The following is a 13,913-nucleotide window of genomic DNA, read 5'->3' on the forward strand; positions in this document are numbered from 1 at the left end:
ATGAATACTAAATTATAATACATACCAATGAATGGCAAAGAGCATCTGACTAGGAGCACTCTCCAATCTAATCATTTTGATGGTTATTATAAAAATCCATTTTTTTAATAACCTTTGCCGGGTTACCGGCTGCAATACAATTAGAAGGAATGTCACTCAAAACAACCGAATTGGCACCGATAATGACATTGTCGCCTATAGAAACACCGGGCATTATAATACTTTGAGCACCAATATATACATTGTTACCAATTTTGACTTTTCCATACGGGTCTTTCTCATAAAAATCCTGGAATTTGAATTTTGAACTATCATAGGACAAAATCATTGCATAGCGCGTTATCTGAACATCATCACCGATTTCGATATATCCGGGTTTGTGCATATCGATATAACTTAAAGGTGATATTTTAAAATTCTTACCTATGACTACTCCGCTAGCTTTGTACATTTGGATACGGGCATGAATATATATTTTATTATAGGCTGATATAATACGGAATACTAATTTCATTATTGGGCGAATAATCATTTTTACACCGTATGTTCAATGGAAAAAGTTATTTTATATCAAAATATGCAGTTTGCTCTTTATTATAGGCCATTATATTAAGTTCTTTATTTAAAAGGATGCCTATTTTATTCAGTAAGTCCTGATTATTCCCTACAAAGATGAAGAAACAAAGCTTCTTCATTTTGTTAACGATGCTGGAGATATTTCATTGCCTACAGGGTCAAAACTTCATTATTTTGTAAAATATAGGTTAAGGAAGGAGTTCAATAAATTATGGAAATGATAGGAGAACATTGACCTAACCGGGTATTTTAAGCAAAAGAGTCATCAAATTAGAATAGAATAAATGATGGTCTAATTTGATAGGTTCATGAAGCTGGATCGTCTATTTACCTTCTATTTATATACTCATCACTCATAATATCAGCCAATGCAAAAGCCCTTGATTATCCACGATCCGGTACATAAAACCATCATACTCGATGAGTTCGAGCAGATGGTATTGAACTCAAGGCATGTGCAAAGGCTTAGGAATATTCAGCAACTGGGGTTGGTCGACTATGTCTATCCAGGTGCCAACCATACTCGTTTTGAGCACAGCATCGGAACCATGCATATGGCATCGGTTATTGGTCACTCCCTCTCACTTGAGGACGAGGACATACGTAGGATAAGGATTGCAGGTCTTCTTCATGACGTTGGGCATTCTGCATTTTCTCATGCGGTTGAGAATGTGCTGAAGCGCAATCCTCAGTTGCAGCCGGTGATCGAAGGAAAGAAGTTCATAAAACATGAGGCCTTTTCAAAGGATATTATTTCCAGAAGACTGCCACAGGATAATTATATTGCAAGGTATGTGGAGTCCGAGTTTGGCACAGATCCGTTCGATTTCTTTGATGAAATATCAAAGATAGCCACAGGTGATGCCCAGTCTATTTCAAAACCGTACCTTGCTCAGGTAATTGCAGGTGATGTGGATGCCGACAGGATAGATTTCCTTCTGCGTGATTCATATCATACAGGTGTCTCATTCGGACTCATAGACGTTGACCAGATAATTGGCAGTCTCATTATTAAAAATGGAGCAGTTGTGCTGGGAAGCTCGGATGGTTCTGGTTATGGAAGCGACATGGCTCTCACGGCTGCCGAATCTTTGCTTATATCCCGTGCTCATCATTATACTGCGATCATACATAATCCTAAAACTCAGGCTGCCAGGGTGATGTTGCTCTATGCACTTGAAGATGCGCTGGAGCAATTCAAAAACAAGTTCGGAACAGATGCGGTAAAAGATGAGATAGTTTGTTTTTTCACAGAATATAATGATAGTGATCTGCTAAGTTTCATCAGGTCCAATGCATCTGAAAAGTCTGTTAGTTTGATTAAAGACTTGCGTGATGGCAAACTGCATGTGCCGGTAGCCCGGCTAAGCCAAAAGATACTCAGACCATCCACTAGAATGGCACTTTCGACCATTGCACGACATGGTGTCGCTACAAGACGACTTGAGATGCGACTTGCCAGGGAACTCGGTGATGTGCTTGTGGATCTAACGGTGGCTTCGGGTGTTCCCAAGAGCATGCGCATAGCAATGGAAAATGAGGATGGTTTCTTCTATGATGAATCAGCACTTGCAAACGGTCTGGTTCGTGCCATCTCAAGACAGTTGTCTCTTACAGCATTTTCCCATCCTGAGGTTGTCACGAATGAAGACTCAGCATCTGTGATCTCAGAATTGCGCAGGGTGGTTGATGATCTCTCTCCTCGGCTCCTTAGTTTTACCCGGGAAGATCAGTATCTTCCTATAGAGGGTATAATTCTGTTATTCTATGCCGTTCACAATCTCTTTGCAGATGAAAAACCGGGTTTTATCTCAATTCCCCGTCTCCGGCATATAACATGGCTCTACCGTACCATCCGTGAGCTAAGTGGTTTCCCAAAGCTGAAGAATCTCTTTGACTATTCTTTCCATGAAATGTATGGTTTCCCCTACTGTGAGAAAGTCTTTGAAGATATACAAGTGCTTGTTGCCATGGGTATTGTTGATGAGGACCTCCGCTATTATGAAAAGGACGGGAGGTTCCGGCAGAGTTATGAATATGTGCTGACATGGGAAGGGGTTGAATATGCAGGGACTCTTGCAGATGCATACCGTCTGGAATTCGAGGAAATGATGTTTCATCTTTCAATGGTCAAACATTCTATCAAAAGGGATATTGTTACAATTCCTTCCAACAGATATGTGTCAAAAAAACGTCCAACAGGTGTAAAATAATGTTAACTGGTGAATTGGTTTTGCTGAAGACCTTCTATGGGGATAAGGTCAAAGAGTTTATCGCAAAAGTTTCTGATGATCAACTGCACACGAATTTTGGTATCATAGAACTTTCATCTCTTGCGGACAAGGTCCCTGGCGACACAGTAGTATCACACAAAGGCCAGGAATTCATCATCCAGCGTCCAAAAATGCCGGATTTTTTCCGTCATGCAAAAAGAACAGGCGCTCCTATGATGCCCAAAGATATAGGCATGATATTGGCCTATACTGGTCTTAACAAGAATGATGTGGTACTGGACGCAGGTACGGGTTCGGGAATACTTACAATGTACCTTGGCTCCATCGCAAAAAGGGTTGTGACTTATGAGGTCAGGGAAGAATTCGTAGGTGTTGCTCGTAAGAATGTTGAAAATGCTGGTCTGGATAACGTAGAACTCCGCTGCGGTGACATCGTTGAAGAAATAAAAAAGCTTGATGAGAAATTCGATGTTATAACTCTTGATACTCAGAATTCGAAGGATGTCATTCCTCATGTGAAGAATGTATTATGTCCTGGTGGTTTTCTTGTTACGTATTCTCCTTTTTTTGAACAGACAAAAGAGATACGTGATGCAATTGAAACTGCGCAGTTTTATGAGGTAGTAACATTAGAGTGCACAGAACGTGAGATTTCTTTCTCTTCAAGGGGCACCCGTCCATCTACGACAAAAGTAGGTCATACAGGCTTTATAACAATAGCAAGGGCCTGAATTATTTTTTAATACTTATCTGACACCTTCACTGGTGATTGTAAATACACAGATCTTTCCTTCTGGGAGTGAGCGGTGTTTCCATAGTTTTGCACGTCTTTTGCCATCTCCTGTTTTTTCGAACTGGATGATGGTTTTTGATATGTGCTCTATGCTACTGCCACCTATGGGTCGTACTGTGCCTGTCGATATATCACTGTATACCTGATTGGTTATAACAGCCACAACCCTGTGTTTGCGCGCAATGCCGTGTACAAAACCTATCTGATTTGCCAGTTCTCTTCTGGTTTTGATGCTTGATTCTTCCTGGTCAAGCTCTAATCTGTAAAAAGAAGTTGCAGAATCTATTATTATAAGGCCAATCCTGTCTGAGATGAGTTTTTCTATTTCCATAACTGAAGCGTACTGTTCTTCAAAATTATGAGGTTCAAAGATGATTATTTGCTGTGCTATCTCCTTTGCATTCTCTCCGGCTATTTGTTTGAATCTGTCAGGGGAGATTGCTTCAGTATCTATATAGATGACCTTTTTCCCATTTTTAACACATTCAACTGCAAGCTGAAGGCACAGATTAGTCTTCCCGCTTCCGGCTTCTCCATATATCTGCGTAACAACTCCTGCTTCAAATCCTCCTCCTAGAAGTTCATCAATGGGCTTGCAGCCGGAGCTTAGTTTTTTAGTTATCTTGTACACCTCTTGATTGGATTATGTGCTATATGGGGTTTATAATATACATCTTTTGGCAGTGGAATCGTAGTTTTTTTTGTTTGTGATTTTCTGTCTGCTTCTATTTATGGGATGACATTCAAGTCAGTTCTCTCTGGATTGTTGGTGTCATGTCTGGTATTAATATATTATCATATTTGTTATCAGTAATGTTTCATATATGGTCTGATATTCTCTACTGTATATTCAAACGATGTTTGAAAAACCATTATTAATCTATAAGTCATTTGTATAATTTACCTTCTGGAAACAGAAGTCATCACCACTACAATGCCGATTGAATGTGCTTTTCAACTTGGCATTGTCGTTCCTCTTTGGAATGGTGGTAAATATAAAAATTTAATTATATACTATGAAGGGACGCGAGAAAATGGTTGAAGTGGTTATATATACAACAAAGACTTGCCCGAAATGCGAGCAACTGAAGAAGGTACTTACGTCAAAGGAAGTTGCTTTCACAACTGCAGATATGTCTACTCCTGAAGCTTTGACCGAACTTAAATTCAATGGTGTTTTCACCATGACTGCTCCGGTACTCCAGATTGGCGATGAATTTTTAACACATAAGGAACTGTTCAATGGTCCTGACGTGAATCTGGAAGTATTGAGTAGCATAATCTAAGTGCAATTAAATTGAGGTGGAATGATGGACGTATGTGCTACTAAAAAGGGAAAGGAAGAACTTGACAGGTCAGACTTGGGAACTGACATGCAGGTTCACGCAGAGGAAGATGAGAGGACAAATATTAGTATGACACCATTAACAAAACAGCATGCTATACAGAAGACACTCGATGGCCATGATGTCTCTATAATGCCAAAGGTGCGTACCACAGCAGGCCACATGGTCGATTGGGATCGCATTGTAATTGTCAATCAGTTGCTGAAGGAAACAAAGCTTGCTGAGAGGTTCCATGGCAAAGCTGGCATAGAAAAGGATGAGGCTCATGACATCGCAAAGGAAGTAGAGCGTCTCATCAGAAGTCTTAATCTGAAGTTCCTTTCAGGTCCTCTTATAAGAGAGATCGTGAACATGGAACTTCTTCAGAGGGGCCATGTTGAATGGAGAAATGTCTCCACAAGGATAGGTACTCCTGTATATGATGCCTGTGAGATCGACCTTGGAAGTGGTTTTGAAGCAAATGACAACGCAAACCTCCAGGAGAACGCTGAAACATCCCATAAGAAGAAGGCTGACAAGATCTCCAAGGAACAATACCTGCTTCTGTTGCCTACAAAGCTTGCTGACATGCATCTTAACGGCGATATTCACATTCATGACCTTGAGTACCTCGGAACCCGTGCATTCTGCCAGGACTGGGACCTCAGGTATTTCTTCTATTATGGTCTCATGCCAGACGGTTCGGGTGCAAAGGCAAGTGTCGCTGGTCCTGCAATGAAGGCAGAGGTAGCTATACTCCACGCAGTGAAAGCTCTGGGAAGTGCCCAGACAAACTTCGCAGGTGGCCAGGGATTCTATAATTTCCTGACATTCCTTGCTCCATATCTTGAGGGCAAGAATTACACTGATATAAAACAGCTCATGCAGATGTTCGTGTATGAGATGACCCAGATGATGGTAGCTCGGGGTGGTCAGGTCGTTTTTTCTTCCGTTCAGTTGTCTCCGGGTGTACCAAAACTCTGGAAGGATAAACCTGTTGTTTACAAGGGACGTGTGCATGATGGTACAAATGGTACTCAGAAGCGCACCTACAGTGAGTTTGAGCGCGAGGTACGTCTTTCTTTCCAGGCACTTATGGATGTAATGATCGAAGGTGACAACTGGGGCAAACCTTTCAATTTCCCCAAGCCTGAGATATCCATTGAGCCAGACTTCATGACAGAAGATGAGTTCTTCAACAAGGCACATCCTGACCTGCCAGGTTATGAGGCACTCTACGATATGACCTTTGAACTTGCAGCAAAGTTCGGTACACCATATTTCGATAATCAACTACCTGAATACAGAGGTGCAGGTGAGGGTATATCCTGCTATCAGTGCTGTGCATACCAGTTTTCAGCAAATGCTGATGCAGATGACAAATTTGATGAAAAGCTCATGTTCAAGGATGGGCAGCATTTCTCTATGGGTTCCTGGCAGGTTGTATCTCTTAACTGCCCAAGGGCTGCTTACAGGGCGAATGGAGATGATTCTGCTCTGTTCGCCGATCTGAAAGGTCTCATGGACCAGTGTATAACTCTCTTTAAGACAAAGCGTAGCTGGATGGATAATATCATTGAGAACAACAGGATGCCATTTGCAACCCAGAGGCCAAAGGATCCTATTACAGGTGAGAAAGGTTGCATTGCAGTCGATATTGATGCACTTGTCTGTACTATGGGCGTTATTGGTATCAATGAAATGGTTCAGTACCATACTGGTTCGCAGATGCATGAATCCAAAGCTGCATTCAAATTTGCCATCAGGGCGATGACTGAGATGGAAATGTATGCCAACGAGCTCAGTCAGAAACATGGTATGGAGATTGCCCTTGCCCGCACTCCGGCTGAAACCACAGGTCAGAGATTTGCGGTATCAGACATGCTGCATGAAGAATACAGGGATTGTGTCATGGAAGTTGTAAAGGGGGACAGTGAAGCTGCTCTTGCAAATCTCAAAAAGACCCACGATCTGCCTGTTTACTACACCAACGGTACTCATGTACCACCGGGTGCTAATGTATCACTTGTGGACAGGATGAACATCGAGCATGTTTTCTTCCCTATTGTTGATGGTGGAAACATCTGTCACATCTGGATGGGTGAAGGTGCTCCTGATGCAAAGGGACTTAAAGAATTTGCAATGAACATTGCAAAGAACACTCAGGTAGGTTACTTTGCTTTCACCAAGGATATGACTGTATGTCTTAATGATTTCCATATGATGTCCGGTCTCAAAGATGTCTGTGAGAACTGTGGTTCATCGAATGTTGAGCAGATGTCAAGGGTAACCGGATATGTGCAGGCAGTAGGTGGATGGAACAATGCAAAGAAGCAAGAGCTTGCAGACAGGATGCGTTACAGCTCAGCAGACATGATCTGATAAGCTTATGAACGTAAACTATGGGAGTTCGGTTCCCATATCAACGGTAGATTGGCATGGTAAAGTGTCAATCGTCTTTTTTTTACGTGGTTGTCCTTACAGGTGTCCTTATTGTCAGAACCATGAGCTACTTTTTGAAAGCAACATGGTGGACGCTTCGGTACTTGAAGCTGAGATGAAGAAGTCCCGGCCCTTTGTCAGTAGTGTCGTTCTCTCAGGTGGTGAACCTCTGATGCAGAAGGATGCTGTAAAGCAGCTTGCGAGGTTTGCAAAGAAAATCGACCTGCTTGTCGGTATTCATACTAACGGCTATTATCCTCACGTAATGGCTGAATTTATGGAAGAAGGACTTGTGGACAAATTCTTCATCGATGTGAAAGCTCCGCTGGATGATGCTGAAAGTTATGCAAAAGCAATTGGATGTAAGGATTATACTGACATTCATATTGAATCTCAGGTTGCAATGGAAAAAGTGGCTGAATCTATCAACCTGGTTCTGGAAAAGGGTGTTGCACTCGAACTGAGAACAACCATCATCAGGAATTTCATGGGAAGTTCTGATGATGTCTTAAATATTGCTAGATCTATTAACCAAGTTACCGGAAAGCGGGACGTAGGCTATGTGCTCCAGCAGGGATTTGCTGACAAAGCAATGCTGGAATCTCTCAGAGATATAAAGCCATTAAGCAGGGATGAACTTCTTGAACTTGCATATGTTGCCCATGAGTTTCTTGATAACATATATGTAAGGAGCAAAGAGAAGGGCAATGAAAAGGTTAACTTCGAACCAGTTTGAAGTTTAAACAATTTTTTAATACTTTGCAGTCGATTATTTGATTATACATTAAAAAGGGTGTAATCAAATGAAGACAAAATACAGTAGCTTTACAGTAATTATGCTTTTACTTACGGCTACTTTTGTATCAGGTTGTATGGGAGCCAATGAAGAAAGCTATTCACAATCAGCAGATTATATTGTAACTAAAGATTATGATGACTCTTATACGCGGAATACAGCTATGGGGGAAGCAGAATATGATGTTGATGATGGTGGAGCTTCCACTGCTTCTGTGGACCGCAAAACAATAACAACCATCGACATGACCATTAAGGTCGATGATGCCGCAGCAGGTATTGATGAAATATCAAAGATGGTAGTGGCTTTTGGTGGTTATGTTTCTAGTTCTTATATCTATGATTCATATTATGATTCCAGTGCAGGTAAGGAAGGTTATATTATTGTAAGAGTTCCGGAATCTAAATATCCCTCTTTTCTCGAAGATGTGGGAGTTCTCGGAGAAGTTACTTCTAAGAGTGTGAATGCTCAGGATGTCACGGAAGAGTACATAGATGTCACTGCACGTCTGGATAATCTTGAGAGACAGGAGATACGCCTTCAGGAAATCCTCAATATGACTACTACGGTTGAAGAAGTTCTGACTGTTGAAAAGGAGCTTGAAAGGGTGCGTGGTGAGATTGAAAGTCTTACTGGAAGGCTGAACTATCTTAAAGACAGAGTAGAATTTTCAACTATTACTATACGTGTCACAGAGCCCAGGCCAATTACTCGTTCATGGGGTATCAGGGATGCGGTATCTGAATCTGTCAATGGTTTTATTTCAATGGTAAATGCATTGATAGTACTTGTGGGCTATCTTCTTCCATTGGCAATAGTTGTTGTTTTCCTTGGTGGATCATTTGTACTTGTGAGGAGGAGACTGCGCAGGTAATTTATCTGCAAATTTTAATAATATTTGCTGATGTTTATTCATCAGCAAAATTTATTTGCTAAGAGTATGTTCTATAAATTCGTCTTCATATGTACTACTTCCTCTTGAATAAGTATATTTTCTCACATAAAATAGCAGGTAAATTATGGCAGACTCTACTCATGTATCAGAGATCGGTGAGCGTTCACTTATAAAGCGTTTATCAGGTATTTTCAATATTGGTTGTAACTCCGATGTTTGCATTGGCTCGGGGACAGATGATTGTGCGGTCATTGATATCTCCGAAGATGAGTATATGGTAGTAACTACAGATATGTTGCACAGAACAACCGATTTTCCTCCCCAGATGACTCCGTGGCAAATTGGCTGGATGTCAGCTGCTGTGAATTTCAGTGACGTGGCATCAATGGGTGCACGTCCCATAGGTTTTCTTTCCGCCATGGGTTTTTCCAAAGATACTGATATTTCCTTTGTTGAGGAAATTTCCAGAGGTATGGATGACTGTGCTAAATTCTGTGGCACTTCGGTTATAGGTGGGGATATTGATACTCATGATGAACTGACGATAACTGGTACTGCACTTGGAAAAATAAAAAAATCCGAACTTTTGACCCGAAAAGGTGCAAAGGTCGGTGACAAAGTTTGTGTGACTGGTTTTGCAGGTTCTGCCGGAGCTGCACTCCATGCTATTGAACAAAATATAAACATTCCTGATATTCTTCTCAATAAACTGCTAACTCCAATTCCCCGTGTCAATGAAGCAATGAAACTTGCTCATTCTGGCGCTGTAACATGTATGATGGATACAAGTGATGGGCTTGCAATGTCATTGCATGACCTTGCTGATTTAAATGAGGTCGGTTTCAGGATATATGAAGACTCTCTTCCCCTACAGGCAGAAGTCTCAGAATTTGTAAGTTCTGATGCAGATTCTCTGACAGAATTTGCACTTTACACCGGAGGAGATTTTGAATTACTTTTTACAATCTCTCCGGATATGCTAGAAATTGCTCAAAGCGTATGTTATTTAAATGTTATAGGCGATGTAATTGAGCAAGAAGTTGGTACTGGCATTAAGCGTAGCAATGGAGAAATCATTGCGATAAATCGGAAAGGTTATCTGCAATTGGGGGATTAAGATAGTCAAGATTAGTTTACGTTATATAATTTAAGGAAGTTTTAGAATGCAAAAGAAGTTTAAATTTATTTTAATTGCTTTATCACTAATGCTACTATGTAGTACGATCGGTTCGGCTGCAAATGTTACTGCTGATTTTTCAGGAACTCCTACTTCAGGTGTCGCTCCTTTGAATGTGACTTTCTCAGATATGTCAGTGAATGCTACTTCATGGTCTTGGGATTTTGGTGACGGAAGTACTTCCTCCATTGAGCAGAATCCTGCTTATACATATGTTTCTCCAGGAACCTATTATGTAAATCTTACAGTCTCAGATGGGAATGAAACAGTTTCAATGAACAAACCAGCCTATATAAATGTAACACAAGCAGTTGTTACTTATACTCCGGTTGCTTCTTTCACATATTCTACAAGTGATTTAACTGTGAATTTTACTGATGCTTCAACCGATGCTGATGGCTTGTCTTGGGATTTTGGTGATAACACTTCATCAACCAATCAGGATCCAAGCCACATTTATACTTCTTATGGAACGTATACAGTTATCCTCACAGCAACAAATTCTACTTCAAGTACAAATAACACCTACATTGAGAGTATAAATGTTTCTGCGGCACCTATTACTCCTGTTGCCTCTTTCACATATTCTACAAGTGATTTAACTGTAGATTTCACTGACGCTTCAACGAATGCAGATAGCTGGTCATGGGATTTCGGGGACAATGGATCATCAACTAGTGTGAGTCCAAGCCATACTTATGGCTCAGCAGGAGATTACACAGTTGAACTGACTGTAACAAATACGACTTCAAGTGAAACAGACACCTATAGTGAATCCATAACTGTTAGCGAGCCTGCTTCTTCAGCTCCGGTTGCTTCTTTCGATACAAATGTGACTGAGGGATTTTATCCTCTTATAGTCCAGTTCAATGATACTTCAACTAATACTCCAACATCTTGGGCATGGGACTTTGGAGATAATAGCAGTTCCAATGATAAGAATCCTGTATACACTTTCACTTCAACAGGTACTTACAATGTTACTCTGACTGTAACAAAGGGTAGTGATACTGACACGTCAGAAGTAACAGAAATAAACGTATACTCACAAAATTATATCACTGGTGACAGAATATGGGATGAAAATGCTGATCAGTCAAAGGACAAATACATATGGACTGCAAAAAGTTTCTCTGGTTTCTTCTATGACCTTGAATCAGGACTCAGCTCTGAAAATATGACAATATACAATATTGACCGTTCACTTAACAATGGGGATATTGTTTATCAGACAAAACCGGTTGAAACTGATTTTGAGTACAGTGACTGGGGATCATATCAGGTAATCGGATTTATGGCTGAGAAGTACTTCGCAGGTTATACTAACGATACTGATATCAACGGCGCTGAAGAAGTAAGTATGATGTCTGCAGGACAGCTTTCAAAGATTCTCCTTGATATTGATGACAAGGAATCTATCTACTCCGGTTCATCACTTACTCTTGAAGAAGGTTATGATCTTAATGTAGTTGAAGTTGATGTGAATGGTAATAGTGTACTTGTTACCCTTACCAAAGACGGCGATGAGCTAGATTCCGGTGTTGTTTCCAGTGGGGATGACTACATCTATAAGACTGATATCGGTGATGCTGATGATGTAGTGATACTTGCTGTTCACTTCGATGAAGTATTCAGTGGTACTGAATCAAATGCTGTGTTTGTAAATGGTATTTTCCAGATATCTGATGAGTACCTAGAGGTTGAAGACGGGGACAACTATGGTGAGATGGAAGTTACAGCTATCAGCGATGAACTTATTGAAATGGAAAACGAAGATACCGTTTCTCTTTCCTCAGGAAAGACAATAAATCTCATGGGCAAGATCAACCTGATAGTTGCTGATAATAGTGACCTCAGATTCGCTCCTTATGTTGATATGTCAGACCCGGGTACATATGAACTTCGCGGTACTGTTGCAGAAGGAAATGAACTCCTTACATGGACACCTCTGAATTTTGAAGGTTTCTACTATGATATCGATGAGGGTATACAGACAGAGTCCCTTAAATTGAAATCCATTGAAGGAAGGACAATTCCTGATTCAAACCTGGTATATAACAGTACATCTAGACAAGTTGAGTTTGAGCACTCTGACTGGGGTGACTTTGAAGTAATTGGTTTCATGGCTCAGAAGTACTTTACAGGTTATACTGCTGACACAGATGTCGATGGCGTTGATGAAGTAAGTCTTTTATCTGATGGACAGTTGTGTGAGGTCCTGATGGATGATGATGACAAAGTCTCAGTCTATTCTGGTTCTTCACTTGTGCTTGAAGACGGTTACACCCTTGACATAGTAGAAGTAGATACAAACGGTGACCGTGTTCTCGTTGAACTGTATAAGGACGGGGACGAAGTTGACACAGGCATTGCATCTTCAGGCTCAGATTATGTCTACGAGACTGATCTTGGTGATTCAGATAATGTACCTCTTATTATAGTCCACTTCGATGAAGTTTTCAGAGGAAGTGAAAGCAATGCAGTTTTCGTGCAGGGTATCTTCCAGATATCTGAAGATTACATCACTCTGGAAAGTGGCGACAACTATGGTGAAATGGAAATTGACAGTTTTAGTGACACCACAATTGTCATGAGTAATGATGGATCCATCTCACTTAACAAGGATAACGAAATTGAATTGATGGGTGATGTAGGCATAAAGGTAGCAGACTCCAATACACTCAGGTACTATCCGTATGTTGAAGTAACAACTGCAGCTTCCGAAACACTTTCGGTTAAGTTGAGTGAAACGACTATTGTGGAAGACCAGGAAATAACTATCACTGTAACAGCACGTGGTGCATCAATTAGTGATGCTACAGTAAAGGTGGATGGTACTACTATCGGAACAACCGAAGATGAAGGTACACTCGCCTATACTCCTACAAAAGCAGGAACATATGAGATAACTGCTGAAAAAGATGGGTATGCTTCAGGTTCTGAAGATCTTGAAGTTATAGGTGCAGATGATGAAACAAAGAAGATGAGTATAGAAGTGTCTCCTGATGAAGTATTCGAGGGAACATCCATGACCATCTTTGTCCTGCAGGCCATTGGGGGTGAAGGTATTTCTGATGTAAACGTCACATTTGATGGTAAGTCAATTGGTACTACAGGTAGCAACGGCACACTCACTTACACTGCAACTGCAACTGGCACTCATAAGATAATTGCTACTAAATCAGGTCTTATTAATGCAGAGCTTGATCTCAAGGTTGTAGAGAAGGCAGCCAGATTTGAATATGGTAATCTGGATATCAGTCCTCTTGAGATTAAGCAAGGTCAGAAAGCCACAATTAGTGTGAATGTTACTAACATCGGTAGTGCTAACGGTTCATACACTGTGGACCTTAAAGTCAACGATATAGTTGTTGATTCACAGCCTGTTACACTCTCCATGGGGGAATCTACAACCATTGAATTTGTTCATGAAGAAGAAGAGATAGGTAACTACAAGGTTGAAGTTGGAGGTCTTAGTAAGACTTACGAGGTCTTTGAGAAATCCGGTATTATCTTGTATGTTCTCGGGGCAGTTGCACTGGCAGCAATAGGAGCAGCAGCTTATCTGTTCACAGCAGGTGGCTGGACTGTTGAGATTGCACAGGCAAAAGCAGCCGAAGCAATTGAAGCACTAAAAGAGTTGGTCGGAAACCTCCGATAACTCTTTTTTCTCAT

10 protein-coding genes are annotated in these 13,913 nt (G+C 40.9%); 8 read left to right on the top strand and 2 right to left on the bottom strand.

Annotated elements, in window-relative coordinates:
• Positions 1 to 67: 67 nt before the first annotated feature.
• Positions 68 to 451 (bottom strand): acyltransferase, encoded by a 384-nt coding sequence (locus tag QZZ23_RS04300; RefSeq protein WP_292467133.1) that lies wholly within the window; start codon positions 449 to 451, stop codon positions 68 to 70.
• 493 nt (positions 452 to 944) lie between these two features.
• Between QZZ23_RS04300 and QZZ23_RS04305 the strand changes: the two genes are divergently transcribed.
• Positions 945 to 2,789 (top strand): HD domain-containing protein, encoded by a 1,845-nt coding sequence (locus QZZ23_RS04305; protein ID WP_292467135.1) that lies wholly within the window; start codon positions 945 to 947, stop codon positions 2,787 to 2,789.
• Positions 2,789 to 3,541: a tRNA (adenine-N1)-methyltransferase gene (locus tag QZZ23_RS04310; RefSeq protein WP_292467137.1), complete on the top strand. Its 753-nt coding sequence runs from the start codon at positions 2,789 to 2,791 to the stop codon at positions 3,539 to 3,541. The genes QZZ23_RS04305 and QZZ23_RS04310 overlap by 1 nt, the downstream gene beginning before the upstream one ends.
• A 15-nt stretch (positions 3,542 to 3,556) precedes the next feature.
• Here QZZ23_RS04310 and radB read toward each other — a convergent pair whose 3' ends face one another.
• Positions 3,557 to 4,234, bottom strand: coding sequence for a DNA repair and recombination protein RadB (gene radB / locus QZZ23_RS04315; protein ID WP_292467139.1), 678 nt, complete (start codon positions 4,232 to 4,234; stop codon positions 3,557 to 3,559).
• A 403-nt stretch (positions 4,235 to 4,637) separates the two neighbouring features.
• On the opposite strand from radB, the gene QZZ23_RS04320 reads away from it, so the two are divergent.
• The 6 genes from QZZ23_RS04320 (at position 4,638) to QZZ23_RS04345 (ending at position 13,899) form a co-directional block, all read left to right on the top strand.
• Complete coding sequence (locus QZZ23_RS04320; protein ID WP_292467203.1) at positions 4,638 to 4,889, top strand: glutaredoxin family protein; 252 nt, start codon at positions 4,638 to 4,640, stop codon at positions 4,887 to 4,889.
• 129 nt (positions 4,890 to 5,018) lie between these two features.
• The gene (nrdD, locus tag QZZ23_RS04325) at positions 5,019 to 7,310 is read left to right on the top strand and encodes an anaerobic ribonucleoside-triphosphate reductase (RefSeq protein ID WP_292467206.1); all 2,292 of its coding nucleotides are present in this window, start codon (positions 5,019 to 5,021) and stop codon (positions 7,308 to 7,310) included.
• A 7-nt stretch (positions 7,311 to 7,317) separates the two neighbouring features.
• Positions 7,318 to 8,106 carry an anaerobic ribonucleoside-triphosphate reductase activating protein gene (locus tag QZZ23_RS04330; RefSeq protein ID WP_292467141.1) on the top strand — a complete coding sequence of 263 codons (789 nt, stop codon included), beginning with the start codon at positions 7,318 to 7,320 and terminating at the stop codon, positions 8,104 to 8,106.
• A 67-nt stretch (positions 8,107 to 8,173) separates the two neighbouring features.
• Positions 8,174 to 9,040, top strand: a complete 867-nt coding sequence (locus QZZ23_RS04335) for a DUF4349 domain-containing protein (protein ID WP_292467143.1) — start codon at positions 8,174 to 8,176, stop codon at positions 9,038 to 9,040.
• 145 nt (positions 9,041 to 9,185) lie between these two features.
• Positions 9,186 to 10,178, top strand: coding sequence for a thiamine-phosphate kinase (gene thiL, locus QZZ23_RS04340; protein WP_292467145.1), 993 nt, complete (start codon positions 9,186 to 9,188; stop codon positions 10,176 to 10,178).
• Positions 10,179 to 10,266: 88 nt separating this feature from the next.
• Positions 10,267 to 13,899 (top strand): S-layer protein domain-containing protein, encoded by a 3,633-nt coding sequence (locus tag QZZ23_RS04345; RefSeq protein ID WP_292467147.1) that lies wholly within the window; start codon positions 10,267 to 10,269, stop codon positions 13,897 to 13,899.
• Positions 13,900 to 13,913: the final 14 nt, after the last annotated feature.

Source organism: Methanolobus sp. (assembly GCF_016278385.1).
Lineage (GTDB): Archaea > Halobacteriota > Methanosarcinia > Methanosarcinales > Methanosarcinaceae > Methanolobus.

Excerpts from the sequence above, each read along its gene's own strand:
- QZZ23_RS04300 (WP_292467133.1), bottom strand. The coding sequence starts at position 451 with ATGTACAAAGCTAGCGGAGTAGTCATAGGTAAGAATTTTAAAATATCA.
- QZZ23_RS04305 (WP_292467135.1), top strand. The coding sequence starts at position 945 with ATGCAAAAGCCCTTGATTATCCACGATCCGGTACATAAAACCATCATA.
- QZZ23_RS04310 (WP_292467137.1), top strand. The coding sequence starts at position 2,789 with ATGTTAACTGGTGAATTGGTTTTGCTGAAGACCTTCTATGGGGATAAG.
- QZZ23_RS04320 (WP_292467203.1), top strand. The coding sequence starts at position 4,638 with ATGGTTGAAGTGGTTATATATACAACAAAGACTTGCCCGAAATGCGAG.
- nrdD (WP_292467206.1), top strand. The coding sequence starts at position 5,019 with ATGACACCATTAACAAAACAGCATGCTATACAGAAGACACTCGATGGC.
- QZZ23_RS04330 (WP_292467141.1), top strand. The coding sequence starts at position 7,318 with ATGAACGTAAACTATGGGAGTTCGGTTCCCATATCAACGGTAGATTGG.
- QZZ23_RS04335 (WP_292467143.1), top strand. The coding sequence starts at position 8,174 with ATGAAGACAAAATACAGTAGCTTTACAGTAATTATGCTTTTACTTACG.
- thiL (WP_292467145.1), top strand. The coding sequence starts at position 9,186 with ATGGCAGACTCTACTCATGTATCAGAGATCGGTGAGCGTTCACTTATA.
- QZZ23_RS04345 (WP_292467147.1), top strand. The coding sequence starts at position 10,267 with ATGCTACTATGTAGTACGATCGGTTCGGCTGCAAATGTTACTGCTGAT.